Raw genomic sequence first — 25,119 nt, 5'->3', positions numbered from 1 at the left:
TTAGCCAAGGCTATTGACAATTCTGTGTCGCAAAACGTATGTTTCAAACAAGTGTTTAATTAAGGCTGTGATGCGATGTGTCACAGTGTCTGAGCAAACCCAAGGCCAAAGGCTGTTATCTGTTTCAGCCGAGTCCGAAAACCGAGGTGGATTCCATGCCTGAGTACAAAGCGCCCCTGCGTGATATCAAATTCGTAATGAACGAGCTGCTGAACAGCGAGCAGCACTACGCCAATCTGGAAGGTGCCGAAGATGCAACTCCGGATATGGTCGATGCCATCATCCAGGAAGGTGCAAAGTTCTGTGAGCAGGTATTGTCTCCGCTGAACCAGGTGGGTGACCAGGAAGGCTGTACCTGGAGTGAAGACGGTGTAAAAACCCCGACCGGCTTTAAAGAAGCCTACCAGCAGTATGTTGAAGGCGGCTGGCCGTCCATGACGGCTGACCCCAACTACGGTGGTCAGGGCTTGCCGCACTCTATCGGCCTGGTGGTCAGTGAGATGGTAGGGACTTCCAACTGGTCCTGGGGCATGTATCCTGGCCTGAGCCACGGTGCCACCAACACCATCGAAGAGCACGGCACCGAAGAGCAGAAGCAGACGTATCTGACCAAGCTGATCAGCGGCGAGTGGACCGGCACCATGTGTCTGACCGAGCCGCACTGTGGTTCTGACCTGGGCACCCTGCGTACCAAGGCCGAGCCGAACGCTGACGGCACCTACAGCATCACTGGCACCAAGATCTTTATCTCTGCCGGCGAGCACGACATGGCCGAGAACATCGTTCACATCGTACTGGCACGTCTGCCGGGCGCACCGGAAGGCACCAAGGGCATCTCCCTGTTCATCGTTCCCAAGCAGTTGCCGAACGAAGACGGCTCTGCCGGAGAGCGTAACGCGGTATCCTGTGGTTCCCTGGAGCACAAGATGGGTATCCATGGTAACGCTACCTGTGTTATGAACTTCGACGGCGCCAAGGGGTGGCTGATCGGGCCTGAGAACAAGGGCCTGAACTGCATGTTCACCTTTATGAACACGGCCCGTATCGGTACCGCTATCCAGGGTTTGGGTGCCGCTGAACTTGGCTTCCAGGGTTCCCTGGCCTACGCCAAGGATCGTCTGGCCATGCGCTCCCTGAGCGGTCCGAAGAACCCGGACGGCATCGCAGATCCGATCATCGTGCACCCGGACGTGCGCCGCATGCTGCTGACCCAGAAGGTTGTCGCTGAAGGCGCCCGCGCCCTGATCTACCTGGCTGGCCAGCAAGTGGACGTGGTTCACAGCGGCAAGACCGAAGAAGAGCGTAAGCACGCTGACGCGCTGCTGGGCTTCCTGACCCCGATCGCCAAGGCGTTCCTGACCGAAATCGGTTACGAGTCTGCCAACCTGGGTATGCAGGTATTCGGTGGCCACGGCTTCATCACTGAGTGGGGCATGGAGCAGAACGTACGTGACTCCCGCATCGGCATGATCTACGAGGGTACTACCGGTATCCAGGCGCTGGATCTGCTGGGCCGTAAGGTTCTGATGACTCAGGGCGAAGCTCTGAAAGTGTTCACCAAGCAGGTTCACGTATTCTGCAAAGAGAACGCCGACAACGAGCAGTTGAAAGAGTTCATCGAGCCGCTGGCTGCGATCAACAAGGAGTGGGGCGATCTGACCATGAAGGTTGGTATGACCGCCATGAAGAACCGTGAAGAAGTCGGTGCCGCTGCGGTGGACTACCTGATGTACTCCGGTTACGCGGTCTTCGCTTACCTGTGGGCCCGTATGGCCAAGGTAGCATTGGACAAGATGGCTGACGGCACCTCCGAAGAGATGTTCTACAACGCCAAGGTCCAGTCTGCACGCTTCTACTTCAAGCGTCTGCTGCCGCGTACCAAGACCCACGCAGAAACCATGCTGGCCGGCTCTGACAGCCTGCTGGATATGCCGGAAGAAGCCTTCGCTATCTAAGGCGGGGTTGCTATCTGGTTGATGGCACAGAAAAAGCCCGTTCTCCGTCCGGAGGCGGGCTTTTTTCATGAGTCCCGGGCGTGTTTTGAGGTAGAATAGCGCGCCATAGAACAACAACCTTGTTTCGGACACATAGCCGAGCGGGGGATTATCAGACCTTCATCGAGAAGGCGTTTTCCATGTCCCCCAAGTGACTGACTGAATTTCTGGAGAGTTTTACATGGCTGATTATCAGGCACCCCTTCGTGACATGCGTTTCGTTCTGAACGAAGTATTTGATGCCCCAGCGCTTTGGGCATCACTGCCCAAGATTGCAGAAAACGTAGATCCCGACACCGCAGACGCGATCCTTGAGGAAGCGGGCAAGATCACCAGTGGCGTGTTGGCACCCCTGAACCGCGAAGCGGACGAGCAGGGCTGTAAGTGGAACGAAGGCGAAGTTTCCACTCCGGAAGGTTTCAAAGAAGCCTACCAGACCATCGTGGAAGGTGGCTGGAATGGCCTCGGCGGCAACCCCGATTTCGGCGGTATGGGCATGCCGAAAACACTGGTGGCTCAGTTTGAAGAAATGATGCAGGGCGCCAACATGGCCTTCGGCCTGGCCCCGATGCTCACCGCAGGTGCCTGCCTGGCCCTGGACGCCCACGGCAGCCAGGAACTGAAAGAGAAGTACCTGCCCAACATGTACTCCGGCGTATGGTCCGGCGCCATGGACCTGACCGAGCCGCACGCCGGTACTGACCTCGGCATCATCCGCACCAAGGCCGAGCCGAACGACGATGGCTCCTTCAACGTGACTGGCACCAAGATCTTCATTACCTGGGGCGAGCACGACATGGCTGAGAACATCATCCATCTGGTGCTGGCCAAGCTTCCGGACGCGCCGAAGGGCCCGAAAGGCATCTCCCTGTTCCTGGTGCCCAAATTCATGGTGAACGACGACGGTTCCCTGGGCGAGCGCAACCAGTTCAGCTGTGGTTCCATCGAGAAAAAGATGGGTATCAAGGCCTCCGCTACCTGTGTGATGAACTTCGACGGCGCCAAAGGCTGGCTGGTTGGTGAAGAGAACAAAGGCCTGGCCGCCATGTTCACCATGATGAACTACGAGCGCCTGGGCGTTGGCATTCAGGGCATCGGCGCCGCCGAAGCCTCCCTGCAGAGCGCCCGTGAGTACGCCAACGAGCGTATCCAGAGCCGCGCTCCCACTGGTGCCCAGCAGCCCGAAAAAGCCGCTGACCCAATCCTGGTACACCCAGACGTGCGCCGCATGCTGCTGACCATGAAGAGCTACGTAGAGGGTGGCCGTGCCTTCTCCACCTACGTAGCCCAGTGGCTGGACATCTCCAAGTACTCCGACAACGACGAACAGCGCAAACACGCCGAAGGCATGGTTGCCCTGCTGACTCCCGTCGCCAAAGCCTTCCTGACCGACCGGGGCCTGGACACCACCATCATCGGCCAGCAGGTCTTTGGTGGCCACGGCTTCATCCGCGAATGGGGCCAGGAGCAGTTGGTACGCGACTGCCGCATCACCCAGATCTACGAAGGCACCAACGGGATCCAGGCCATGGACCTGATGGGTCGTAAAGTGGTTGCCAGCCAGGGCAAGCTGTACGAACTGTTCGTGCAGGACGTCGCCTCGTTCATCGAAGAGAACACTGGCGATGCCGCCCTGAAGCCCTACCTGGAGCCGTTGGCAGCCTCTCTGGAGCGCTTGTCTGACGTCACCGAACACGTCATCAAACAAGCCGGCGACAACCCCAACGCCATCGGTGCCGCTGCTGTCGACTACCTCGACATGTTCGGCTACACCGCCCTGGCTTACATGTGGGCCAAAACCGTCAAAGCCGCCGCCCCGAAAGCCGAGGGCGATACCTCCGGCTTCTACACCGGCAAGCTGAAAACAGCCCGCTTCTACTTCGACCGCCTGCTGCCAAAGACCGTGTCTCTGGCCGAAGGCATCCGCAGTGGCAGCGATGCGATGATGGCTCTGGCGGCTAACGAAATCTGATTCAGATTCGTTACTCCAGATAGCAAAAAAGCAGGCCCAAGTGGCCTGCTTTTTTGTTGATAGCGAACTGAAGTCTATCGGCTGGCATGTGGGGAGGCCCTTCTGAAACCTTGCTCAGCTGATCGCAAGAGTCCGGGCGGTGGTCAGGGTGGGGCTTTCCGAAACCTTGCGGAGCCAGGGATGGCGGAGCAGAGCGTACAAGGACGTATTCACAGCGTGTTTCGGAAAGCTCCACCCTGACCAGCGCTTGCACTTTTTGAGAGTTTAGAGGCGATTAATCAACCCAGGATTAACCACAAACGGATTCTCATTACCCTGAATCTCGGCAATACGCTGATGCCGCGCCAACTCCCGATCATCCGGCGGATCCAGCTCATTCCACTCCTGGAACACCGACGTCGCCCCAAGCCAAGGCAGCCCATAAGTATCCACCATGTAAGCCATCGTGCGGGCAACATCCCCCTTCACATGCTCCGGCGGCTCAAAGAATTGTGCACTCTCCCGAATACCACAATCATCCGCCCGCGTCGCATCGCCCAGATTCTCATAGCGGGCATTCCGCCTCCGCATCTCGACCCGCGAACGAACCGGCACCATATTGTGAAGATCCGACGTAATCTGACGGTATTGATTATCCTGCTTGCATTGGCTTGTGGTGCCGCAATTCAGCGCGCTGCGGATATCAGCCGGCGGATAGACATAGCCATCCGTCATAACGAACCCCTTGCTGGTGAACGGCGCGTCACAGAAAAACGACGTTCCGCCGTTTGCATAGAGATTGCCCCAGAACTGATCTTTCACGACCGTCTCTGGATCACTGAAACGGGTATTCTGGCCAATAACCAAGGTTGTTGAGAGGGCGAGTATAAGCGTGATGGGAACTAACGTTATTTTTTTCATAGGGCCGTTATACCTCACATTGCACGGCGCATACCGTGGCCATCGCGACGAGCGATTGATGGCAAAATGAACAATCTGACAAAAGTATGACGGAGTGTTCACTCTTTTCTGTGAAGTATGGCACAGAGGCTCAAATAGAGAAGCCCCTGTGCGGATCGTTCATGTTGTAAATTGTTAACGCGTTAACAATCTATTTCATTTTGTTGCGGATGTCCTGATAGCGGGTCTTGAGATCTTCTCCCCATTGGCGAGCCGTGTCTCTCGCCTCATGGCTGGCATTCTCCGCATCATGGACAACCTGATCCAGTTTCTGGCGGAAGCGATCCCAGTCCTGTTCCAGGTCGTCCCATTCATCTTTTACATCTTCCTTGGCCAGATGCAGTTGCACACGGGCTTCGTCACGGTACTGCTTGATTTTTTCCGACAGTTTGTTGAATTCGTCTTGCAGGCTCATAGCGATTCTCCTTCCCTGATGAGTTGGGAAGTCTACAATGCGCCGGAATGTAAAAAACTGTCAAGAGGGTGAAAGTCAGGGTTTTGCGCAGGTTCGCACTGGATTGACCTGGATCAGTTAGGGTGAGCACCGGCAAGAACCGCCGACAAATCCCTGAGGTGATGCCAGGGGGTAAGACCATCAAACCCCTTGGCGGATCGGTCTGTGGTGTTGCAAAGGCTGATGGCCTGATGCAGTTGGCGCATATTCAGCCGCCGTGCCGCCTGTTGGATCGCCGACGCTCGTCTGGGCTGGAACACCCCGCGTTTTTTCAGGAAGCCCGAAGGATTGTCGCCCGGGGGCAGGGCAGTTTTCAGTTCGATGATGATGTGCAGGTCTCGCACCAGCACACTCAACAAACCCAGCGGGTTTTCACCTTCCTGCTGCAGGATTCCGATGATCTTTCCCGCATGGGCGGCTTTACCGGCGAGTAACTCGGTGACCAACTCAAAGCCATTGAAGCGGGCGCTGTCCTGGACCGCTTGCTCGATAGTCTCTTCGTCGATGGTTTTGCCAGCCGTCAGTAACGCCAACCTGTCCAGTTCCTGGCTGGCAGCCAGAAGATTCCCCTCAAGCCGCTCCGTGAGCATCCCCAGGGCCCCGCGGGTAAGGCTCAGGCCTTGTCCGCTGGCCCGCTGTTGCAGCCAGCCGGCAAATTTATCGGGCTCAACCGGCCAGACCGGTACATGGACACCGCAGCCTTGCAGAGCCTTGTACCACTTGCGTTTGGTTTCTGCGGCGTCGAGTTTGGCGCTGATGAGTAGCAGGATAACGTCTTCAGGCGGTGCCTCAAGAACCTGTTCAAGAACCCTTCGGCCATCACCGAGCTTGCCCGTTGGCAGGTGAATCTCGATACGCCGCTTCTCGGCAAACAGGGACAGGGCGTTGCATTCATCGGCAACGGCATTCCAGTCCAGTTGATGATCGGCGTGGTAGGTCAGGCGATCCTGATACCCCGAGTCCCGGGCCGTCTTTCGAATCAGGTCACAGCATTCCTGCACCAGCAGGGGCTCGTCACCGGAAATCAGGTAGACCGGAGCGAGACCTTTCTTGAGCAACTGGGGGAGCTGGCCGGGTTGGGTCTTCATGGCGCGTCGGCTTGCTTCTGGCTTGCTTCGTGCTCTTCGATAGCCGCGTCAATCCGCTCCCGGGTCATCGGTGCCAGCCTGAAGAGTACCTGTTGCGCCAGCCGGTCCCCCAGCTGTTGCCTCAATTCCTCTTCTTCCCGTTGCTTGGCCAGCACATTGGTTTCATCGTAACGATAGGTCTCGCTGGTGGTCAGATCGGTTGCCGCGATCAGCGGGATCCGGTCTGCGGTCAGCAACTCCATAGTGACTTGATGTCGCAGTATGTACTCTGCCGCGGCGGCCTGAGCGGTAATGGCGGATGCCCGGCGGTCCTGCTGGTAGCTTCTCAGCCGAAGCACGTAGTCCGCCGATGAGGCATCCTGCAGATCAATGCCCCCCAGCCTGAGTTGATCCCGCACCGACTGGCAGAACCGTCCGGGCAGCGAATCGGGGCAGTCTACCGCCAGTGGCTGGAGGGAGGCCGGCACCGGTGAGGTGCCCCGTAACTGAAAACCGCACCCGGCAAGCGTGGCGGTTGCCAGCATTGCCAGTAACGGCAGCCGGAGGGCTTTCAGAAAAAAGGGCACCGAAGGCATATCAGTTAGCCACCACGTTAACCAGCTTGCCGGGCACAACGATGACTTTGCGCACGGTTTTGCCATCGGTGAAGCGCATAACGTTTTCGTTCTCCAGCGCCAGTTTTTCCAGGTCCGCCTTGCCGATGTCTGCGGGCACGCTTTCTTTTGCCCGTACTTTACCGTTGACCTGCAGCACAACCTCAATCTCACTGCGGACCATGGCGCTCTCATCGGCAACCGGCCAGCTGGCATCAACCACGGGTTCTGAGTGGCCAAGGGCCTGCCAGAGAGTATGGCTGATGTGTGGCACGATGGGCGACAGCACCAGAACCGCCACCTCCAGTGCTTCCTGGCGAACGGCGAGGCTCTGGGGCTCGTTGTCTGTCAGTCGGCTGACTTCGTTCAGCAGTTCCATCACAGCGGCGATCGCCGTATTGAAGGTAAGGCGACGACTGATGTCGTCACTGACCTTGGCAATGGTTTCGTGGGTCTTGCGACGCAGATCCTTCTGGGCGCTGTTCAGGCTGCCAGCCTCAAGGGCGGGTACTTCACCACCAGCGGTTTGCTCATTGACCAGGCGCCACAGCCGCTTGAGGAAGCGGTGTGCGCCTTCCACGCCGCTGTCAGACCATTCGAGGGACTGCTCTGGCGGCGCAGCAAACATCATGAACAGACGAACGGTGTCGGCGCCATGCTGGTCAATGATGGCCTGAGGGTCGATGCCGTTGTTCTTGGACTTGGACATCTTGGTGACGCCGCCGATCTGAACTGGCTGGCCGTCTTCATTGTGGACCGCCTTCACCACTTGTCCTTTGTTGTCCCGTTCGACCGTGACATCGGCCGGGGCAATCCAGGTAATCTTGCCGGAATCATCTTCCCGATAGTAGGTCTCAGCCAGCACCATGCCCTGACAGAGCAGGCGATTGAACGGCTCCGAGCTGTCTACCAGGCCAACGTCCCGCAGCAGTTTGTGGAAGAAGCGGGCGTACAACAGGTGCAGGATGGCGTGCTCGATACCACCGATGTACTGATCCACCGGCAGCCAGTAGTTGGCCGCAGCCGGGTCCAGCATGCCCTTGTCGTAGTTGGGGCTGCAGAAGCGCGCGTAATACCAGGACGACTCCATGAAGGTGTCGAAGGTATCGGTCTCTAGGGTGGCCGCCTGACCGTTGTATTCGGTTTTGCACCACTCCGGGTCGGCCTTGATCGGTGACTGAACGCCGTCCATCTCGACGCCTTCCGGCAGGCGAACCGGTAGCTGGTCATCCGGCACCGGCATCTCCGTGCCGTCTTCCAGCGTCATCATCGGAATGGGCGCGCCCCAGTACCGTTGACGCGACACACCCCAATCACGCAGGCGGTAGTTCACGGTGCGCTTGCCGATACCGTTGTCTTCAAGGTATTTCGCGATCTCGCCGAAGGCTTCCTCGCTGGTCAGTCCACTGTATTTGCCGGACGATACAAGCACACCTTTCTCGGTAAAGGCATTTTCCTGTACATCGATGTCGCGGCTGTCATTGGGCGCAATCACTTGTTTGATCGCCAGCTTGTACTTCAGGGCAAACTCGTGGTCACGATCATCGTGGCCGGGAACGGCCATCAGTGCGCCCGTGCCGTAGTCCATCAGTACAAAGTTGGCGACCCACACAGGCACCTCTTCCTGGGTCAGCGGATGAATGGCCTTGAACCCGGTGTCGATGCCCTTCTTTTCCATGGTGGCCAGTTCTGCTTCGGCCACTTTGCTGTTGCGGCACTGCTCGACAAACTCAGCGACATCCCTGTGCCGTTCAGCCGCAGCCTTGGCCAGCGGGTGTTCTGCTGCCACCGCCATGTAACTGACGCCCATCAGGGTATCCGGACGGGTGGTGTAAACGGTCAGGCCGTCTTCCCGGTCTTTCAGCGGGAAGGTCAGCTCAGTACCTACAGATTTGCCGATCCAGTTCCGCTGCATGGTCTTGACCTGTTCGGGCCAGTCTTCCAGCTGGTCCAGGTCGTTCAGCAGTTCCTCGGCGTAATCGGTAATGCGGATAAACCACTGGGGAATCTTCTTCTGCTCAACCAGGGCGCCGGAGCGCCAGCCGCGGCCATCCACCACCTGCTCGTTAGCCAGAACCGTCTGGTCGACGGGGTCCCAATTTACGGTGGACATTTTCTTGTACACCAGGCCCTTTTCGTAAAGACGGGCAAAGAACCACTGTTCCCAGCGGTAGTATTCGGGATCGCAGGTGGCCAGCTCGCGGCCCCAGTCGTAACCAAAGCCCAGTTGCTTGAGCTGTTTCTTCATGTATTCGATGTTCGCCCGGGTCCACTTGGCGGGGGCGGATTTGTTGGCAATGGCGGCGTTCTCGGCGGGCAGGCCGAAGGCGTCCCAGCCCATGGGTTGCATGACGTTTTTGCCTTGCATGCGCTGGTAGCGGGAAATCACGTCGCCGATGGTGTAGTTGCGAACGTGGCCCATGTGCAGTTTGCCGCTGGGGTAGGGGAACATGGACAGGCAGTAGTACTTGGGCTTGCCGGGCTCTTCCTTCACTTTGAAGGTTTCGTTGGTTTCCCAGAAGTCGCGGGCGGTCTGCTCTACATCACTTGGGTTGTATTGTTCGTCCATTCCTGCCATTACCAAAAGTACCCTGTGTGAAAATGAGGTTCGAAAGGGCCGAACATTCTAACGCACCCAAGGCTTAACAGGTAGTCTGCCAATTTCGCAGACTTGTGCCAGACTTCCGGTATGGAGGTTATTCGTGGGTTTGGTGCAGGTTGCTGCCGGGGATGGCTTCCCGGGACACGCCGTAAACCCATCCCTGGGGGCTTGAGCGCAGCATCCATGCTGCGCACAGTCCCGGGAAGCCATCCCCGGCAGCAACCCAAACCTGCGAGGGGTATTCTTGGGCGGAAGAGCTGCCTCATCCTGACCCTTGCACCACAACTGGAAAACAGGCGGGACGAATATGACAGAACCAGAACGCAATCATCTTTCAGGCAAAGCTCTTGAGGCTTACGACAGAATGCTGGAGCGGGTGCAAACCCGTTTGCATGAGCTTCAGGAAACCTCACTTCAGACCCTGGAGGAAGAAGTTCAGAAAGCGGTTGAGTTTGAATACGAACTGGAGGAAATGACCCGTGAGGAAGCCGACCTGCTCGGCGCCTACCTCGAGCGGGACCTGGAGCACCTGCTGAACTTTGTCGAGGAAACCGGTGAGGGGCTGAAAGAATGGTTGCAGCTGGATATCTCGTTACTGGAGCACACCCTGGCGGATCGACTGCTTTCGGTGGCCGACAAAACCCTGGTGGACACCCTGGAACTCAAACAGAAACTGGAGAACCAGGACATAAGCCACTATATCTCGGGCGAAGTGGCCACCGCCGGTATGTTCCGGTGCATGAATTGCAACCACATGGTGTGCCTGACCAAAACCAGCCACTTGCACCCTTGCGAGGCTTGCGGTTCCCATTACTTCGAGCGGGTAACCAGCCGCTGGCCACCTAAGGAGTAGGATTTTTCGGGATTACCCGTTCCCGCACAAACACGATCAGGATCACCGCCAGGGTCAGCACCGGCCAAGAACCGGTCTGCATGTAGGGCGTGCTGCCGGTGGCGGGGAAGACCTCACCGGTCAGTACTGCCCGTTGGAACTGCGGAATCCGTTCGGTGATCTCGCCCTTTTCGTTGATGATCGCGGTAACGCCGTTATTCGTGCCCCTGAGCATATAGCGGCCGGTTTCCAGGGCGCGCATACGGGCCAGTTGAAGGTGTTGCAACGGGCCAATGGAATCACCGAACCAGCCATCGTTGCTGATGGTTAACAACAAGCCGGAGTTACGGGCATTGAAGGCGACAAAGTCCGGATAGGCTACTTCGTAGCAGATGTACGGCATGATGTTGATGCCGTTGGCCACCAGTGGAGACTGGTATTTTGGCCCGGGGGTGAAGCTGCTCATGGGCAGGTCGAAAAAGCCGATCAGTCCTCGCAGAACGCCCTGCAACGGCACATATTCGCCAAACGGCACCAGCTTCTGCTTGTGGTAGATGCCTTCACCGTTGCCAATGGCCATGATGCTGTTGTGGAAGGTGAAGTCGTCGATACGATCGCTGTAGCCGTACCAGGGAATGCCGGTGATCAGCGTGCTTTCATCGCCGAGCTCTTCGTGGATGTGATCAAGCACCTTGCCGGCCTGGTCCTGGGGGATCGGAATCGCGGTTTCCGGCCATAAAATAAGATCGCGTTGCCAGTGGGCCTCGGTCATGCCCAGGTACGCCACAATCTGGTCCCGCAGGAAATCCGGGTCCCATTTGATCTGTTGGGGAATGTTGCCTTGCATGGCGGCAAAGGTGACCGGCTGTTCGCTCAGGTCAGTCCAGTCGGCTTGTTTCATGGCCGGCGCGAGGAACCAGGGCAGCAGAGTGAGTACTGCGGTGACCGCTGCTGATTTGCGGTGCCCGGACAGAACAAGCCACCAGATGGCATAGGCAGACGCACCCGTGACTGCGATCCAGAAGGTGATGCCATGTACGCCTGTGAGGGGGGCCAGACCGCCAAGTGGTCCGTCCGTATGGGCAGTGCCGAGGTATAGCCAGGGAAAGCCTGTAAGTAACCAGCCCCGTAGCCAGTCTCCCAGAACCCAGATGGCCGGAAACAGGAGCAGGCGCCGGATCATGCTTTCTTTGGCCAGTTTGCCCCAGAACCAGAAGGCAAGGCCGTGGAACAGCGCCAGCCCTGCTATAAACAGGACCATCAGCAGGACAGCCACTGGCACTGAGGTGTTCCCGTGCTCGCTGATGCTGATGTAAATCCAGCTTGCGCCCGAACCGAACAGGCCAAGGCCGATAAACCATCCGGCGCGAAACAGTTTTTCCGAGGCTTGGTGGAGTGTTACCAGGACAATCAGAAAAACCGAGAGGGGGCCAAGCCACCACAAATGAAAAGGTGAAAAGGTGAGGGTCTGGAGTGCGCCGGCAATCAGCAGGATTGCCGGGCCAAACCAGGGGTGGTCAGTAAACCGCAGATTCAGAGGGCGACCAAGGCCAGGTTCATGATTCACTTCGCGTTACCTGCAACAAACGGATGACTCGGTTATCGGCGTTGGCAATAGTAAACTGCAAACCGCCGAATTCAACCGTTTCTCCCCGTCTGGGCAGGTGACCAAACTCTTTGAGAACCAGGCCGCCAATGGTGTCGAACTCTTCCTCGTCCATCATGGTTTCGAAAAATTCGTTGAAGTCTTCGATCGGTGTGACGGCTTTCACGGCGTAGGTACCGTCGCCCCGGGCCTTGATGTGAGTTTCCTCGTCGAAGTCGTGTTCGTCTTCGATCTCGCCCACGATCTGCTCCAGCACATCCTCGATGGTGATCAGGCCGGCGGTGCCGCCGTACTCATCCACCACAATCGCCATGTGGTTGCGGTTTTCCTTGAACTCTTTGAGCAGCTGGTTCAACCGCTTGCTTTCGGGAACAAATGTTGGTGGCCGGAGGATCTCCCGGATACTGGTCCAGTTCAGTTCGTTGTTGATTGCCAGCGGGAGGAGGTCTTTTGCCAGCAGCACACCGATCACGTCGTCCTGGCTTTCGCCGATGACCGGGAAACGGCTGTGGGCGGATGACATGATTTCCGGCAGGAATTCTTTCGGATCCTGGGAGGCTTTGACGGTGATCATCTGGGAACGGGGGATCATGATCTCATCCACCCGCATGTCGATGACCTGCATGGCACCTTCGATGATGCTCATGGAATCGACGTCAATAATTTCCTGGGACTCTGCGTCCCGCAGAATCTCCAGCACGTCCTCGACGGACTCAGGCCCGCTGGAGAAGGCCTGTGATATACGCTCCAGCCAGGACTTGCCGCCCTGGCTGCGACTCGACTGATCGTCGCTCATGAGTCTGGTTCCGTTTCCTCTGCTTCATAAGGGTTAGCAAATCCAAGCTGCGCAAGCAGCCGGACTTCGAGGGCTTCCATGGCCTCGGCTTCGTTATCTTCAATATGATCGTAGCCCTGGAGGTGCAACATACCGTGCACCACCATATGGGCCCAGTGGGCGACAGGTTCTTTATGCTGTTCCTGCGCTTCCTTTTCAACAACCGGCGCGCAAATCACCAGATCTCCGGCCAATGGCACCGTTATACCCGGTGGTGCTTCAAATGGGAAGGACAAAACATTGGTGGGCTTGTCCTTGCCCCGGTACTGGTGATTCAGGTCCTGACTTTCCTCGTTACCAACAATACGGATCGTCACTTCAGACGGATCCTCGCCCAGCCATGCCTTTTCAGCCCAGACCTGGAACTGTGTTTCGTCGGGTACACCGGTGCTTTCATAAGCTACCTGGAAATCCACGGTCAGTTTGCTCATGGGTTGGTTGAGCCCCCGTCACCGAACGAGTCGTAGGCTTCCACAATGCGCTGAACCAGCGGATGGCGAACCACATCTTTTGATTCAAAGCGGGTAAAGCCAATACCGGGGACCTTGCTGAGCACGCTGGCGGCATGAATCAGCCCGGAGTTCTGCCCGCGCGGCAGGTCCACCTGGGTGGTGTCGCCGGTAATCACCGCCGTGGAGCCAAAGCCAATCCGGGTGAGGAACATTTTCATCTGCTCCCGGGTAGTGTTCTGGCTCTCGTCCAGAATGATGAACGAGTTATTCAGGGTACGGCCACGCATGAACGCCAGTGGTGCAATCTCGATGACGCTCTTCTCGATCAGTCGGGTTACCTGGTCAAAACCGAGCATTTCATAGAGCGCGTCGTACAGAGGCCGAAGGTAAGGGTCCACTTTCTGGGCCAAGTCGCCGGGCAGAAAGCCCAGTTTCTCGCCGGCTTCCACCGCCGGGCGTACCAGCAGGATGCGTTTCACCTGTTCGTCTTTCAGTGCCTCTACCGCACAGGCCACGGCCAGCCAGGTCTTGCCGGTACCTGCCGGCCCAATGCCGAAATTGATATCGTGGGTGCGGATGTTATGCACATACTTTTGCTGATTCTGACCACGGGGTTTGGCGGTCAGCTTCGGGGTTTTGATAACCGTTATCTGGCCTTCGTCGTAGGGCACGTCATCCGGCAGGCGCTCCAGGCCGGTTTCGCGGATAAACAGGTGCACGGTATCCGGTGGAATATCTTCGCTGGCTTCGGTTTCCCGGTACAGGTGCCGGATGACTTCGGTGGCGGCGGCGACGTTTTCGGTGTGACCTTCCACCCGGAAGTGGTGTCCACGCCGGCCGACTTTTACCTGCAGGCGCTTTTCAATCATCTTCAGGTGTTCGTCAAACTGGCCACACAGGGTCGCCAGCCGACGCTGGTTCACCGGGTGCAGGTCAAATTGTCTGGTGTCGTGAGTGTTCAATCTTGCTCCGTTTCGTTTTACTCCCCGGGTTTCTGCTGTTGGGGAGTAGGCTGTTCAGGCTGCAACGTTATCGGTACAGGGCGGGCAGGGCCGTCAAAAAAACGCCCGTGAATACATCCCTGTAGGGCTTCGTCGCGCCTTCCCTGGCGCTCCAGATTTTTTGACGGCCCTGCCCGCCCTGTACCTGTTTAAACAATGTGCAGGCCGAAAGGGTGAAAAACAAGTGGTTCGGATAAGCCAATCCCGGAATCACTGGTCGGTGTCGGGCTCTGGCTCGTCATTTGTCTGGCATGCCGTTGTGAAGTCTGCCGGTGACAGGGTGAGGGTGCCTCCCAAAAATCTGGAGCGCCAGGGAAGGCGCGACGAAGCCCTACAAGGACGTACTTGCGAGGCGTTTTTTGGGAGGCACCCTCACCCTGTCACCAAGCCCCCAAAACCAGAAGCCATGGGAGCCAAAGCTCAGTAAAACTCAGAACCAACAGGCACACCGCGAAGTGAGTTGGGGTAGGCCTCGACGATTTCCACGTCGATAAAGTGTCCAACCACCTCAGGATTCTCGTGGCGGAAGTTAACGATGCGGTTGTTCTCGGTGCGGCCAGCGTACTCGCCAGGGTCTTTCTTGGACAGGCCGGTCACCAGTATCCGCTGGGTAGAGCCCACCATCTTGCGGCTGATATCCATGACGTTCTGATTCAGTCGATCCTGCAGAATGCTCAGGCGCTGTTTCTTGACCTCCATCGGTGTATCGTCCGGCAGGTCAGACGCCGGCGTACCCGGACGGGCGCTGTAGATGAAGCTGAAGGACATGTCGAAGCCGATGTCGTTGATCAGTTTCATGGTGTCCTCAAAATCCTTATCGGTTTCACCCGGGAAGCCGATGATGAAGTCGGAGGAGAAGCTGATGTCCGGGCGGATCTTGCGCAGGCGGCGGAGTTTGGATTTGTACTCCAGCGCTGTATGGCCGCGCTTCATGGCCGCGAGGATGCGGTCGGAGCCGCTTTGCACTGGCAGGTGCAGGTGGCTGACCAGCTCCGGTACCCGCTCGTAGACTTCGATCAGGGCGTCGCTGAACTCCACCGGATGGGAGGTGGTGTAGCGGATGCGGTCGACGCCGTCGATGGTGGCGATCACTTCGATCAGTTCTGCCAGGTCCATCTGGTCGCCGTCGTGGGTGTCGCCGCGGTAGGCGTTGACGTTCTGGCCCAGCAGGTTCACTTCCCGAACGCCCTGGGCGGCCAGATGGGCCACTTCGGCGATGACATCGTCCACCGGGCGGCTGACTTCTTCGCCACGGGTGTAGGGCACCACGCAGAAGGTGCAGTACTTGCTGCAGCCTTCCATGATGGAGACAAACGCAGAGGGGCCGTCGGCGCCGGGTTCGGGCAGGTTGTCGAACTTCTCGATTTCCGGGAAGCTGACGTCGACCACGCCTACGCCGTTACCCTTGGTGCGCACTTCGGTGATCATGTCTGGCAGGCGGTGCAGGGTTTGCGGGCCGAAGACCATGTCTACGTAAGGGGCCCGGTCGAGGATGGCCTGGCCTTCCTGGCTGGCTACGCAGCCGCCGACGCCGATGATCATATCGGGTTTTTTGCTTTTGAGACGTTTCCAGCGGCCGAGCTGGTGGAACACTTTCTCCTGGGCTTTTTCGCGGATGGAGCAGGTGTTCAGCAGCAGGATGTCGGCGTCATCCGGGTTGTCGGTCATTTCAACCGCTTCGCCGGTTTTGAGCAGGTCTGCCATGCGGGCAGAGTCGTACTCGTTCATTTGGCAGCCGTGGGTTTTGATGAACAGCTTCTTGGCCATGGGTCTCACGTAGTTTGGTGTGTTGGCGCCGGGGTGGTGTGGGGCGCTGGCAAAAATGGACTGCACATTATAACGGGGTGCTTAAACATCAACCACCGTTGTCTCGGTATTCCTCATTTGGCTCTGTGCTATTATTCGCCACTTATGAGCATGAAGGCTTTTGGGGTGGGCTTTCCAAAAACCGCTACGAGCACATCCATGTGCGCTTCTCTCAGGCCATCCATGGCCTTCGAAATTTTTGGAAAGCCCACCCCAAAAACCTTCCCAGACACTTTGCTGGATTCTACAAGCTTGATTATTGGTTTGTGGGAGCCGGAAAAATCATTGCTAGCCAATACACTTATGACTCCCGAACGCCTCGCCCGAATCAAACAAGTTCTCAACACCCGTCAACCCGATCTGCGGGTGTTGACGGATCAGGTGCACAAGCCCAGAAACCTGTCGGCCATCATCCGGTCCTGCGATGCCTTTGGCCTGGCCAATATGCACGTGGTTTGGCCCAAGGAGGGTTTTCGGGCATTTCGTAAGACAGCCGGTGGCAGTTTTCACTGGGTGACGACGCATACCCATCCCACCATGGACAACGCGGTGACGGAGCTGAAAGCTCAGGGCCACAAGCTGTATGCCGCGCAGTTGTCAGACCGGGCGGTGGATTTTCGGGAGGTGGATTACACCGTGCCGTGCACGATTATCATGGGTAACGAGGTGGATGGCGTGAACCCGGTGACCGCCGAGCAGGCGGATGAGCATATTGTGATTCCGATGATGGGGATGGTGGAGTCGCTGAATGTGTCTTCAGCCTGTTCGATTATCCTTTCCGAGGCCCAGCGTCAGCGGAAGCTGGCGGGTATGTTTGACCAGCGGCGGATGCCAGATGAGGAATACAACCGCCTGCTGTTCTGCTGGTGCCAGCCGACGGTTAAGCGCTACTGCGACGACCGCAATCTGCCGTATCCGCCAATCGACCACGAAACCGGCGAACTGATCGACGGAGTAGGCTGGATGCAGGAAGTCAGAAAAATAAGGGCCAATCGCCCCAGATGGGACGAGCAACCAGAAAACATAGAAGCAAACGAGTCCTAACGGAAACCAGCACATTTGTCATGCCGGTGCGGGGTGGGTGAATCTTTTTTCTGCCGGAAAAAGATGTCTGAGCGAAGCGAGTTGTTTTTCCAAAGAAAAAAGATTCACCCACCCCGCAACCCGCCCCAATATTCTCAGGCTAGGAAAACAACACTCAGTCCTCCCGCGCTTCCAGATACCGCTGCAACTGCTCCCGCAAAGCCTTGGGCAGTCGGGTGATGGTCAAGGCATCTTTGTCACGGTCGTAGTACACCGCCTGGTTCACCAGATCTGAAGAGAATGACACACTCATACCTCCACCAGAGCCGGCAATACGCACCAGTTTCTTGACCTTGCGATGGTCCGGGTGCAGCACGCCGGTTTCGGGCATTTCTGCGTTCTTGCTGGCGAATTCTTTGAAACGCTCGGGCTGGCTTTCGTCCAGGTAGTTGGACAGGGCCTCGATGGCTACCGGTTCGCCCAGGGCATGCTGGTCTTTGCAGAACTCGTAGGCTTTGGCACGGACTTCACCGGCTTTTTCCGGTTCGCTGGATTTGGCGAAGGCTTCCACCGCGTCCAGGAAGGTCATGGTTTCCTTTTCCACGTCCACGCTGTTGGTGAAGGCGCAAAGGCGAAGGAACAGCTCACCGGGGTCGCCGGTGCCACGGGCATGGACCACGGTCATGTAGTTGTCGCTGGAGTTCTCGTTGCGCCATTCATCCACTTCGATTCGAACCGCCAGGTTCAGGCGCGACAGGCTCAGCACATCTGTGGCGTCCAGTTTCTGGCTGCCGTCAAAACGCATGGCGCCGTCGGTTTCGAGGATGAACAGGTACACCACTTCCGAATCTGCCAGGGCGTCATGCACCACCATCAGGTGGCCGTCGAATTCCTCCTGGCTGCCGTTGAGCAGTTCCTGCCATTGTCCGAACAGGCGGTCGGTCATGGCGGCGAAGGTTTGTTTGTCTTCCAGGTAGTCTTTTAACCAGGCGCTGAAGGGGCATTCGCCGATGTCGTCCGAGAAGCGGCCGTATTTCTTGCCGGGTTTGCTGTTGAACAGGCGCTTCATCTGTTTGTGCAGGGCTTCGTAATCGCCACCGGGCTCCTGCTGAGCCTCGCCGGCAACAAGGCGGGCGGGCTGGCCCGGCTGGTACTGGCTGGCGAAGGCGGTGCGCAGGTGTTTGATGGCCATGGTGTTCAGCTCCTGTGGTTAATCTTGGTGGAGCGGGATTGTGCCATGGTCTGGCTTTTCGGTCATTTCCCTGTTTCGAGTTTGGGGGCGGGTCGCGGGGTGGTGGTTTGTTTTTCCAAAGAAAAACCATCCCCCACCCCGGCAAGCCCGCCCGCCAAGGATGGGGAATCAGTACAAGAGGCCAAACCCCAAAGTTAAACCCGCTGACTCCGAGCCAACTCCTGCAGAAGCCCGGCAACGGCAGCAGGAATATCCGCCTCCGAATCAGCTGAAACGCTGGCATTGGCAATGTCAGACCCGAGGTTTACGGCCACAGCCACCAGGCCGTGTGCCGTCAGCAGCTGGGCTACGCGGCGGCGTTCGTCGGCGTCACCGGTGTTTTCTTCAGTCACCACGACCGCCGTCTTGCCTTGGTCAAACAGCGCCCGCTCCACGGCCAGGGCCAGTTGCGGGGCCTGCTTGCCGGTGCAGGCGATGATCGCCGGCTTCTGCGCCAGGCGGCGCTCGCGCTCTTCCACTGTAACCGGGTCCAGGGAATCCAGGCCATCGGTCAGGCCTGCAATCATGCCGGCGCCAACGGTTACGTTGGTCAGCCGGTCGATGACGATGAAGCTGCCAGTGGCGTGGTTGCGCTGGTAGGCGTCAAACGCGATGGGCTGGTTCAGGGTCAGCTCGCACAGGCCGATTTCATTCAGCTGAAGCTGGCTTGGGTTCGGGTTCTGCTCCAGGGTGTTTACGTCGGTTTGGTGATGAATGCTCTTCACCGTACCAGAGGTAAACGTGGGCCCCAGCTTGATGTCGTAGAGGCGGCCGGTTTCCAGCGGCGCGTCGGTCATCCACACAATGTTGGCATTGAACCGGTTGTGCACCTCAGGCTCGTCTTCTGCCTTTACGAGCATATCCCCGCGACTGATGTCGATTTCATCTTCCAGGGTCAGGGTGACCGCCTGGTCGATGTAGGCCTCGCTCAGGTTGCCGTCGAAGGTGACGATTTCCTTGACCTTACTGGTGCGGCGTGAGGGCAGGGCCATCACCGTGTCGCCCGGGCGAATAACGCCGGAGGCGATGGTGCCGCAGAAGCCCCGGAAATTCAGGTTGGGGCGGGTGACGTATTGCACTGGGAAGCGGAAGTGTTCCAGGTTCTTGTCCCGGGAAACTTCCACAGTTTCCAGGATTTCCATCAGCGGCTGGCCGGTAAACCAGGGCGTGTTGTCGCTCTTGTTCACCACGTTGTCGCCATCCAGGGCGGAGATCGGCACAAAGCGGACATCTTTCAGGCCCAATTTGTTGGCGAACGCCAGGTAGTCTTCACGGATCTCGTTAAAGCGATCCTCACTGAAGTCCACCAGGTCCATCTTGTTTACCGCTACCACAATGTGGCGAATGCCCAGCAAGGAGGCGATGAAGGAGTGCCGGCGGGTCTGGGTCATCACGCCGTGGCGGGCATCAATCATCAGGATCGCCAGTTGCGCGGTGGAGGCGCCGGTGGCCATGTTGCGGGTGTACTGTTCATGGCCCGGGGTGTCGGCGATGATGAACTTGCGCTTGTCGGTGCTGAAATAGCGGTAGGCTACATCGATGGTGATGCCCTGTTCCCGTTCGGCCTGCAGGCCGTCCACCAGCAGGGCCAGGTCCAGCTTCTCACCGGTGGTGCCCATCTTGGCACTGTCAGTCTTCAGGCTTGCCATATGATCTTCGTAGATCATCTTGGTGTCGTGCAGCAGCCGGCCAATCAGCGTGCTCTTGCCGTCATCCACGCTGCCGCAGGTGAGCAGGCGCAGGAGTTCCTTGTTCTCGTGCTGCTTCAGGTAAGCCAGAATATCGTCGGCGATCAAATCAGACTGGTGTGACATATCAGAAGTACCCTTCCCGCTTTTTCTGTTCCATGGAGCCGGCTGAATCGTGGTCAATGACCCTTCCTTGCCGCTCTGAGCTGGTGGCCAGCAGCATTTCTTGGATGATGTCGGGCAGGGTGTTGGCCTCGGATTCAATGGCACCGGTCAGCGGGTAGCAGCCCAGCGTACGGAAGCGCACTGACTTCATCATAGGCTTCTCGCCTTCTTTCAGCGGCATGCGGTCGTCGTCCACCATAATCAGGGTGCCATCGCGTTCTACCACTGGTCTCACCGCCGCGTAATACAGCGGTACGATATCGATGTTTTCAAGGTAGATGTACTGCCAGATATCCAGCTCGGTCCAGTTGGAGAGCGGGAACACACGAATGCTCTCGCCTTTGTTAACCTTGCCGTTGTAGATGTTCCAGAGCTCCGGGCGCTGGTTCTTCGGGTCCCACCGGTGGTGCTCGTCGCGGAAGGAGTATACCCGCTCCTTGGCGCGGGATTTTTCCTCATCCCGGCGGGCGCCCCCGAATGCGGCGTCGAACTTGTACTTGTTCAGGGCCTGCTTCAGGGACTGGGTTTTCATGATGTCGGTGTGCTTGGCGCTGCCGTGGGTGAAGGGTCCGACACCCTGCTTCACGCCTTCTTCGTTGATGTGAACAATCAGGTCGAGGTCAAACTTCTCCGCCACGTTGTCCCGGAACGAAATCATCTCCCGGAATTTCCATGTGGTATCAACATGCAGTAACGGAAAAGGCAGCTTCCCAGGGTAGAAGGCCTTCAGGGCAAGGTGCAGCATCACGGCAGAATCTTTGCCGATGGAATAGAGCATGACCGGGTTGTCGAACTCGGCCGCCACTTCCCGGATTATGTGGATGCTTTCGGCTTCCAGCTGTTTGAGATGAGTGAGGTTGTATGTGGTCATGGTCATCCATTGCCGCAGGGGCTGTGTGATGGCTGTAAATCGGTTGACCAACTATATCAGGCGGCGGCAGGGTATAAGAAGATTTCTGGTAAGAATTTTAAGTTCTAATAATATGGCGCCGAACCCAACGTGCCGGGGACTCCGGGCGTGCTGAGCCGGTGTCGGTGGTTTCAGTGGGTGTCGTAATTCGCTGTTCGGGCGTCAGACAGCAGTTTGGCAACATAGCGGTCGATGTAATCAAACCCGTTGCCCTCAAATTCACTGAACTGGATACCTATCTGGAATTCATTTCGGGAGATGCGCCGCATATGCACGATATTGCCATCTGCAAGCACAGTGACTGGTTGCGTTGGAAGCACAGGCACGGTGAAACGGGTTTTCACGCCAATCCAGTGACCGGGGGCCGGCGCACGCATGCCGGGAATGAGCTGTTGAACAACGTCCTGATCACAGGAAATCATAACACCGGCACGTGACAGGTTAGAGACCTTGCAGGTCAGGCAGCAGCCGTCGCTTTTCTCAACAGTAATCTCGGTCGACACATCGACTCGCTGCTGATTTCTGAGATTCTGTTTAGCGGGTGCAGGTTTCATTTTAATTTTTCTGGCGCGAGTAGTATCGAACGACGTTGCCTTTCCCATAATTGCCTTCCAGAAGAACACTTAAGCGCTTGAAATTGTAGCTGCTTAAAAAGTGATCAGCAAGGTAAGTGCGTATATTGTTGCAGCTTTATTAAAACTTTCTGAACACGGCGTCACATTTTGGTGCGTCATTTCGCGTTTATACGTGTTTTTTGGTGGCATATGTGGGAAGTGCAGAGCTGCAGATGATATCCCAGTGAGTTAAAATCGCCGCCTACACACATTTGGAGCCAGGCTCCGGGATTCCTGCGGAACTTTATGACCGAGAAAATACAAGACACTGCTCAGGGCGGAAAAGTTGGCTTTATCAGCCTGGGGTGCCCCAAAGCCCTGGTAGACTCAGAGCGTATCCTGACTCAATTGCGGCTGGATGGTTACGAGGTCGTGCCCACCTACAACGATGCCGACATTGTGGTGGTTAACACCTGTGGTTTTATCGATGCGGCCAAGCAGGAATCCCTGGATGCCATCGGCGAAGCCATCAGCGAAAACGGCAAGGTGATTGTGACCGGTTGTATGGGCGTGGAAGCGGAGAAGATTCGCGAGACCCATCCAGGTGTGCTGGCGGTCTCTGGTCCTCAGGCCTATGAAGAAGTTGTGGGAGCGGTACACCAGTATGTACCGCCGAAGAAAGACCACGACCCATTCGTGGATCTGGTACCCCCGCAGGGCATCAAGCTTACGCCAAGGCACTATGCCTACCTGAAGATATCCGAAGGCTGTAACCACAGCTGTACCTTCTGCATCATCCCGGACATGCGCGGCAAACTGGTTAGTCGCCCGATCGGTGATGTGATGGATGAGGCGAAACGACTGGTAGACGCTGGCGTTAAAGAGCTGCTGGTGATCTCCCAGGACACCTCCGCCTACGGTGTGGATATCAAATACCGCACCGGTTTCTGGCAGGGCCGCCCGGTGAAAACCAAGATGCAGTCCCTATGTGAGGCTCTGGGTGAGATGGGCGTATGGGTTCGCTTGCACTACGTCTATCCGTACCCCCATGTGGACGACATCATCCCGCTGATGGCTGAAGGCAAGATCCTGCCGTACCTGGACATCCCGTTCCAGCATGCCAGCCCGAAAGTGCTCAAGGCCATGAAGCGCCCGGCCCACGACAGCAAGACCCTGGAGCGCATCAAGACATGGCGTGAAATCTGTCCGGAACTGACCATTCGCTCAACCTTTATTGTCGGCTTCCCCAGTGAAACCGAGGAAGATTTTCAGTACCTGCTGGACTGGCTGGATGAGGCGCAACTGGACCGCGTGGGTGCCTTTACCTACAGCCCGGTTGAAGGCGCCAGGGCGAATGAGCTGGAAGGTGCTGTGCCGGAAGAGGTCAAGGAAGAGCGGCTGGCCCGCTTTATGGCGAAGCAAGCGGAGATTTCAGCTGCCCGATTGCAGGCGAAAATCGGCAGGACGATTGACGTGCTCATCGACGAGGTTGATGAAGAGGGTGCGATTGGTCGTTCGAAGGCGGATGCGCCGGAGATTGATGGCATGGTTTACCTGAACGACGAAACCGACCTGGTCCCTGGCCAGATTGTGCAGGCTGTTGTGGAGCACGCCGACGAACATGACCTTTGGGCTCGTTTGGTCTGACTTCTGTCGCGGTTTTTGGGCTTCGGCCCTAGCCTGCTGGATGTTGGTGGCTGGGGCTTGACGAGGGACTTCTCCCAAAAAACGCCCGTGAATACGTCCCTGTAGGGCTTCGTCGCGCCTTCCCTGGCGCTCCAGATTTTTGGGAGAAGTCCCTCGCCAAGCCCTCGATCCAACATGCGGTGGGGTAGTCATAAATAAACCGACCCCTCCCCAAACTCAACAGGCTAGGGCCGAAACAAAACGGCCCACACCAAAGCCAAAACTTAACCACCAAGCTTGCGAACAAGAATCTCGTTGAACAGTTTGGGGTTGCCTTGGCCCTTGGACGCTTTCATCAAAGGCCCCATGAAACCGCCAAGCATCTTCTTGCGCTTCTTAGGATCTTCCTCGCCCTGGTACTGGGCCACCTGATCCGGCATGCCCGCCAGCACCTCGTCGACCATGGCTTCCAGGGCGCCGGTGTCGGAGACCTGCTTCAGCCCCTTGGCGTCGATGATCGCATCCACGTCATGGTTCTCGCCTGACCACAAGGCTTCAAAGACCTTCTTCGCCCCGGCAGAGGAAACCGTGTTGTCGGCAATGCGGGTGACCAGTGCGCCCAGTTGTGCGCCTGAAATCGGAGCTTCGGCCACGGATTTCTCGTCGGCATTCAGGCGGGCGGAGAATTCGCCCTGAATCCAGTTGGCTGCCAGCTTGGCGTCTTTGCCGTGCTCCACGGTTTCTTCGAAGAACGCAGACAGCTTGGCGTCGCCAGACAGCACGCCGGCGTCGTAGTCGTTCAGACCGTATTGCTCCTTGAAGCGGGCCTTGCGGGCATCGGGCAGTTCCGGCAGGCGGGCGCGGGCGTCTTCGATGAAGGCGTCATCGATTTCCACCGGCAACAGGTCAGGGCAGGGGAAGTAGCGGTAGTCGTTGGCTTCTTCCTTGGTGCGCATGGACCGGGACTCGTCCCGGTCGCCATTGTACAGGCGGGTTTCCTGCACAATGCGGCCGCCATCCTCCAGGATATCCATCTGCCGCTCTACTTCATGGGCGATGGCCTGCTCCATGAACCGGAAGGAGTTCAGGTTCTTGGTTTCCGTGCGGGTGCCCAGGGTGTCAGAGCCTTTCGGCTTCAGGGAGATGTTCACATCAAAGCGCATGGAGCCCTGAGACATATCGCCATCACAGATCCCCAGCGAAGTCACCAGGCTATGGAGCTTCTTGGCGAAGGCTACGGCTTCGTCGGCGCTGTTCATGTCAGGCTCTGTCACCACCTCGATCAGCGGCGTGCCGGCCCGGTTCAGGTCAATGCCGGACATGCCGTGGTAATCCTCGTGCAGGGATTTACCGGCGTCTTCTTCCAGGTGCGCGTGGTGAATGCGTACCCTTTTGGTGCTGCCGTCGGCCAGGTCGATGTCCACATAGCCGGGGCCGACAATCGGCTGGGCCAGCTGGGTGGTCTGGTAGCCCTTTGGCAGATCCGGGTAGAAGTAGTTTTTGCGCTCGAAGACCGAGCGGCGGCCGATTTCGGCGTTGGTGGCCAGGCCGAACATCACCGCATAACGGAAGGCCTGTTCATTGGGTACCGGCAGGGTACCGGGCATGGCCAGGTCAACGGCGTTGGCCTGGGTGTTGGGCTCGGCACCATAGGCGGTGCTGGAGCCGGAGAAAATCTTGGTCTGGGTGGCGAGCTGAACGTGAATTTCCAGCCCGATCACGATATCCCACTGCATGTGTTCGTCTCC

General features: G+C 57.6%; 20 protein-coding genes. 5 read left to right on the top strand and 15 right to left on the bottom strand.

Annotated elements, in window-relative coordinates; all coding sequences use genetic code 11:
* Positions 1-155: 155 nt before the first annotated feature.
* Entirely contained in the window at positions 156-1,955 is a 1,800-nt protein-coding gene (locus ACNSOI_RS13500) for an acyl-CoA dehydrogenase C-terminal domain-containing protein (RefSeq protein WP_061331647.1), read from the top strand.
* Positions 1,956-2,175: 220 nt separating this feature from the next.
* Positions 2,176-3,966 carry an acyl-CoA dehydrogenase C-terminal domain-containing protein gene (locus ACNSOI_RS13495; RefSeq protein ID WP_106694997.1) on the top strand — a complete coding sequence of 597 codons (1,791 nt, stop codon included), beginning with the start codon at positions 2,176-2,178 and terminating at the stop codon, positions 3,964-3,966.
* A 264-nt stretch (positions 3,967-4,230) separates the two neighbouring features.
* Here the strand turns inward: ACNSOI_RS13495 and ACNSOI_RS13490 are convergent, their stop codons facing one another.
* From ACNSOI_RS13490 to leuS, 5 genes are all read right to left on the bottom strand, one after another.
* Entirely contained in the window at positions 4,231-4,866 is a 636-nt protein-coding gene (locus tag ACNSOI_RS13490) for an endonuclease (RefSeq protein WP_106694998.1), read from the bottom strand.
* Between the two features lie 190 nt (positions 4,867-5,056).
* Positions 5,057-5,320, bottom strand: coding sequence for a hypothetical protein (locus ACNSOI_RS13485; RefSeq protein ID WP_061331558.1), 264 nt, complete (start codon positions 5,318-5,320; stop codon positions 5,057-5,059).
* A 113-nt stretch (positions 5,321-5,433) separates the two neighbouring features.
* Positions 5,434-6,447 (bottom strand): DNA polymerase III subunit delta, encoded by a 1,014-nt coding sequence (gene holA / locus ACNSOI_RS13480; RefSeq protein ID WP_286251009.1) that lies wholly within the window; start codon positions 6,445-6,447, stop codon positions 5,434-5,436.
* Positions 6,444-7,022, bottom strand: a complete 579-nt coding sequence (gene lptE, locus ACNSOI_RS13475; RefSeq protein ID WP_420194276.1) for an LPS assembly lipoprotein LptE — start codon at positions 7,020-7,022, stop codon at positions 6,444-6,446. Before lptE ends, holA begins: the two co-directional genes overlap by 4 nt.
* 1 nt (position 7,023) lies before the next feature.
* Entirely contained in the window at positions 7,024-9,609 is a 2,586-nt protein-coding gene (gene leuS / locus ACNSOI_RS13470; RefSeq protein WP_420195726.1) for a leucine--tRNA ligase, read from the bottom strand.
* Between the two features lie 340 nt (positions 9,610-9,949).
* Here leuS and ACNSOI_RS13465 point away from each other — a divergent pair, with 340 nt between their 5' ends.
* Positions 9,950-10,495: a zinc ribbon-containing protein gene (locus tag ACNSOI_RS13465; protein WP_061331555.1), complete on the top strand. Its 546-nt coding sequence runs from the start codon at positions 9,950-9,952 to the stop codon at positions 10,493-10,495.
* Here ACNSOI_RS13465 and lnt read toward each other — a convergent pair.
* The 5 genes from lnt to miaB all read right to left on the bottom strand — a co-directional run bounded on the left by lnt (position 10,485) and on the right by miaB (position 16,135).
* Positions 10,485-12,011 carry an apolipoprotein N-acyltransferase gene (lnt, locus tag ACNSOI_RS13460; protein WP_396631715.1) on the bottom strand — a complete coding sequence of 509 codons (1,527 nt, stop codon included), beginning with the start codon at positions 12,009-12,011 and terminating at the stop codon, positions 10,485-10,487. The two genes, ACNSOI_RS13465 and lnt, sit on opposite strands and share 11 nt — an antisense overlap.
* Positions 12,012-12,030: 19 nt before the next feature.
* A complete protein-coding gene (locus ACNSOI_RS13455; protein ID WP_106695002.1) occupies positions 12,031-12,876 on the bottom strand; it encodes an HlyC/CorC family transporter in 846 nt (281 codons plus the stop codon).
* Positions 12,873-13,346, bottom strand: coding sequence for an rRNA maturation RNase YbeY (gene ybeY / locus ACNSOI_RS13450; RefSeq protein WP_061331553.1), 474 nt, complete (start codon positions 13,344-13,346; stop codon positions 12,873-12,875). The genes ACNSOI_RS13455 and ybeY overlap by 4 nt, the downstream gene beginning before the upstream one ends.
* A complete protein-coding gene (locus tag ACNSOI_RS13445; protein WP_106695003.1) occupies positions 13,343-14,329 on the bottom strand; it encodes a PhoH family protein in 987 nt (328 codons plus the stop codon). The genes ybeY and ACNSOI_RS13445 overlap by 4 nt, the downstream gene beginning before the upstream one ends.
* A 459-nt stretch (positions 14,330-14,788) precedes the next feature.
* On the bottom strand, positions 14,789-16,135 hold the full coding sequence (miaB, locus tag ACNSOI_RS13440; RefSeq protein WP_420194275.1) for a tRNA (N6-isopentenyl adenosine(37)-C2)-methylthiotransferase MiaB: 1,347 nt from the start codon (positions 16,133-16,135) through the stop codon (positions 14,789-14,791).
* Between the two features lie 342 nt (positions 16,136-16,477).
* Between miaB and trmH the strand changes: the two genes are divergently transcribed.
* Positions 16,478-17,218, top strand: a complete 741-nt coding sequence (gene trmH, locus ACNSOI_RS13435; RefSeq protein WP_286920503.1) for a tRNA (guanosine(18)-2'-O)-methyltransferase TrmH — start codon at positions 16,478-16,480, stop codon at positions 17,216-17,218.
* Positions 17,219-17,372: 154 nt separating this feature from the next.
* Here the strand turns inward: trmH and ACNSOI_RS13430 are convergent, their stop codons facing one another.
* From ACNSOI_RS13430 to ACNSOI_RS13415, 4 genes are all read right to left on the bottom strand, one after another.
* A complete protein-coding gene (locus ACNSOI_RS13430) occupies positions 17,373-18,389 on the bottom strand; it encodes a nucleoid-associated protein (RefSeq protein WP_420194274.1) in 1,017 nt (338 codons plus the stop codon).
* A gap of 194 nt (positions 18,390-18,583) precedes the next feature.
* Positions 18,584-20,242 (bottom strand): sulfate adenylyltransferase subunit CysN, encoded by a 1,659-nt coding sequence (gene cysN / locus ACNSOI_RS13425; RefSeq protein WP_420194273.1) that lies wholly within the window; start codon positions 20,240-20,242, stop codon positions 18,584-18,586.
* Between the two features lies 1 nt (position 20,243).
* Complete coding sequence (gene cysD, locus ACNSOI_RS13420; RefSeq protein ID WP_286250991.1) at positions 20,244-21,158, bottom strand: sulfate adenylyltransferase subunit CysD; 915 nt, start codon at positions 21,156-21,158, stop codon at positions 20,244-20,246.
* 164 nt (positions 21,159-21,322) lie between these two features.
* The gene (locus tag ACNSOI_RS13415) at positions 21,323-21,745 is read right to left on the bottom strand and encodes a PilZ domain-containing protein (protein WP_061331542.1); all 423 of its coding nucleotides are present in this window, start codon (positions 21,743-21,745) and stop codon (positions 21,323-21,325) included.
* A 306-nt stretch (positions 21,746-22,051) separates the two neighbouring features.
* Between ACNSOI_RS13415 and rimO the strand changes: the two genes are divergently transcribed.
* Positions 22,052-23,392, top strand: a complete 1,341-nt coding sequence (rimO, locus tag ACNSOI_RS13410; RefSeq protein ID WP_420194272.1) for a 30S ribosomal protein S12 methylthiotransferase RimO — start codon at positions 22,052-22,054, stop codon at positions 23,390-23,392.
* A 263-nt stretch (positions 23,393-23,655) separates the two neighbouring features.
* Here the strand turns inward: rimO and gatB are convergent, their stop codons facing one another.
* Positions 23,656-25,107 (bottom strand): Asp-tRNA(Asn)/Glu-tRNA(Gln) amidotransferase subunit GatB, encoded by a 1,452-nt coding sequence (gatB, locus tag ACNSOI_RS13405; RefSeq protein ID WP_420194271.1) that lies wholly within the window; start codon positions 25,105-25,107, stop codon positions 23,656-23,658.
* Between the last annotated feature and the right edge of the window lie 12 nt (positions 25,108-25,119).

It is taken from the genome of Marinobacter sp. GH_1 (genome assembly GCF_048595985.1).
GTDB classification, from domain to species: domain Bacteria; phylum Pseudomonadota; class Gammaproteobacteria; order Pseudomonadales; family Oleiphilaceae; genus Marinobacter; species Marinobacter shengliensis.
The sequence above is the reverse complement of the archived record's forward strand: the minus strand, read 5'-3'. Positions and strand labels throughout refer to the sequence as shown.

Excerpts from the sequence above, each read along its gene's own strand:
- ACNSOI_RS13500 (WP_061331647.1), top strand. The coding sequence starts at position 156 with ATGCCTGAGTACAAAGCGCCCCTGCGTGATATCAAATTCGTAATGAAC.
- ACNSOI_RS13495 (WP_106694997.1), top strand. The coding sequence starts at position 2,176 with ATGGCTGATTATCAGGCACCCCTTCGTGACATGCGTTTCGTTCTGAAC.
- ACNSOI_RS13490 (WP_106694998.1), bottom strand. The coding sequence starts at position 4,866 with ATGAAAAAAATAACGTTAGTTCCCATCACGCTTATACTCGCCCTCTCA.
- ACNSOI_RS13485 (WP_061331558.1), bottom strand. The coding sequence starts at position 5,320 with ATGAGCCTGCAAGACGAATTCAACAAACTGTCGGAAAAAATCAAGCAG.
- holA (WP_286251009.1), bottom strand. The coding sequence starts at position 6,447 with ATGAAGACCCAACCCGGCCAGCTCCCCCAGTTGCTCAAGAAAGGTCTC.
- lptE (WP_420194276.1), bottom strand. The coding sequence starts at position 7,022 with ATGCCTTCGGTGCCCTTTTTTCTGAAAGCCCTCCGGCTGCCGTTACTG.
- leuS (WP_420195726.1), bottom strand. The coding sequence starts at position 9,609 with ATGGACGAACAATACAACCCAAGTGATGTAGAGCAGACCGCCCGCGAC.
- ACNSOI_RS13465 (WP_061331555.1), top strand. The coding sequence starts at position 9,950 with ATGACAGAACCAGAACGCAATCATCTTTCAGGCAAAGCTCTTGAGGCT.
- ACNSOI_RS13455 (WP_106695002.1), bottom strand. The coding sequence starts at position 12,876 with ATGAGCGACGATCAGTCGAGTCGCAGCCAGGGCGGCAAGTCCTGGCTG.
- ybeY (WP_061331553.1), bottom strand. The coding sequence starts at position 13,346 with ATGAGCAAACTGACCGTGGATTTCCAGGTAGCTTATGAAAGCACCGGT.
- miaB (WP_420194275.1), bottom strand. The coding sequence starts at position 16,135 with ATGGCCAAGAAGCTGTTCATCAAAACCCACGGCTGCCAAATGAACGAG.
- trmH (WP_286920503.1), top strand. The coding sequence starts at position 16,478 with ATGACTCCCGAACGCCTCGCCCGAATCAAACAAGTTCTCAACACCCGT.
- ACNSOI_RS13430 (WP_420194274.1), bottom strand. The coding sequence starts at position 18,389 with ATGGCCATCAAACACCTGCGCACCGCCTTCGCCAGCCAGTACCAGCCG.
- cysN (WP_420194273.1), bottom strand. The coding sequence starts at position 20,242 with ATGTCACACCAGTCTGATTTGATCGCCGACGATATTCTGGCTTACCTG.
- cysD (WP_286250991.1), bottom strand. The coding sequence starts at position 21,158 with ATGACCATGACCACATACAACCTCACTCATCTCAAACAGCTGGAAGCC.
- ACNSOI_RS13415 (WP_061331542.1), bottom strand. The coding sequence starts at position 21,745 with ATGAAACCTGCACCCGCTAAACAGAATCTCAGAAATCAGCAGCGAGTC.
- rimO (WP_420194272.1), top strand. The coding sequence starts at position 22,052 with ATGACCGAGAAAATACAAGACACTGCTCAGGGCGGAAAAGTTGGCTTT.
- gatB (WP_420194271.1), bottom strand. The coding sequence starts at position 25,107 with ATGCAGTGGGATATCGTGATCGGGCTGGAAATTCACGTTCAGCTCGCC.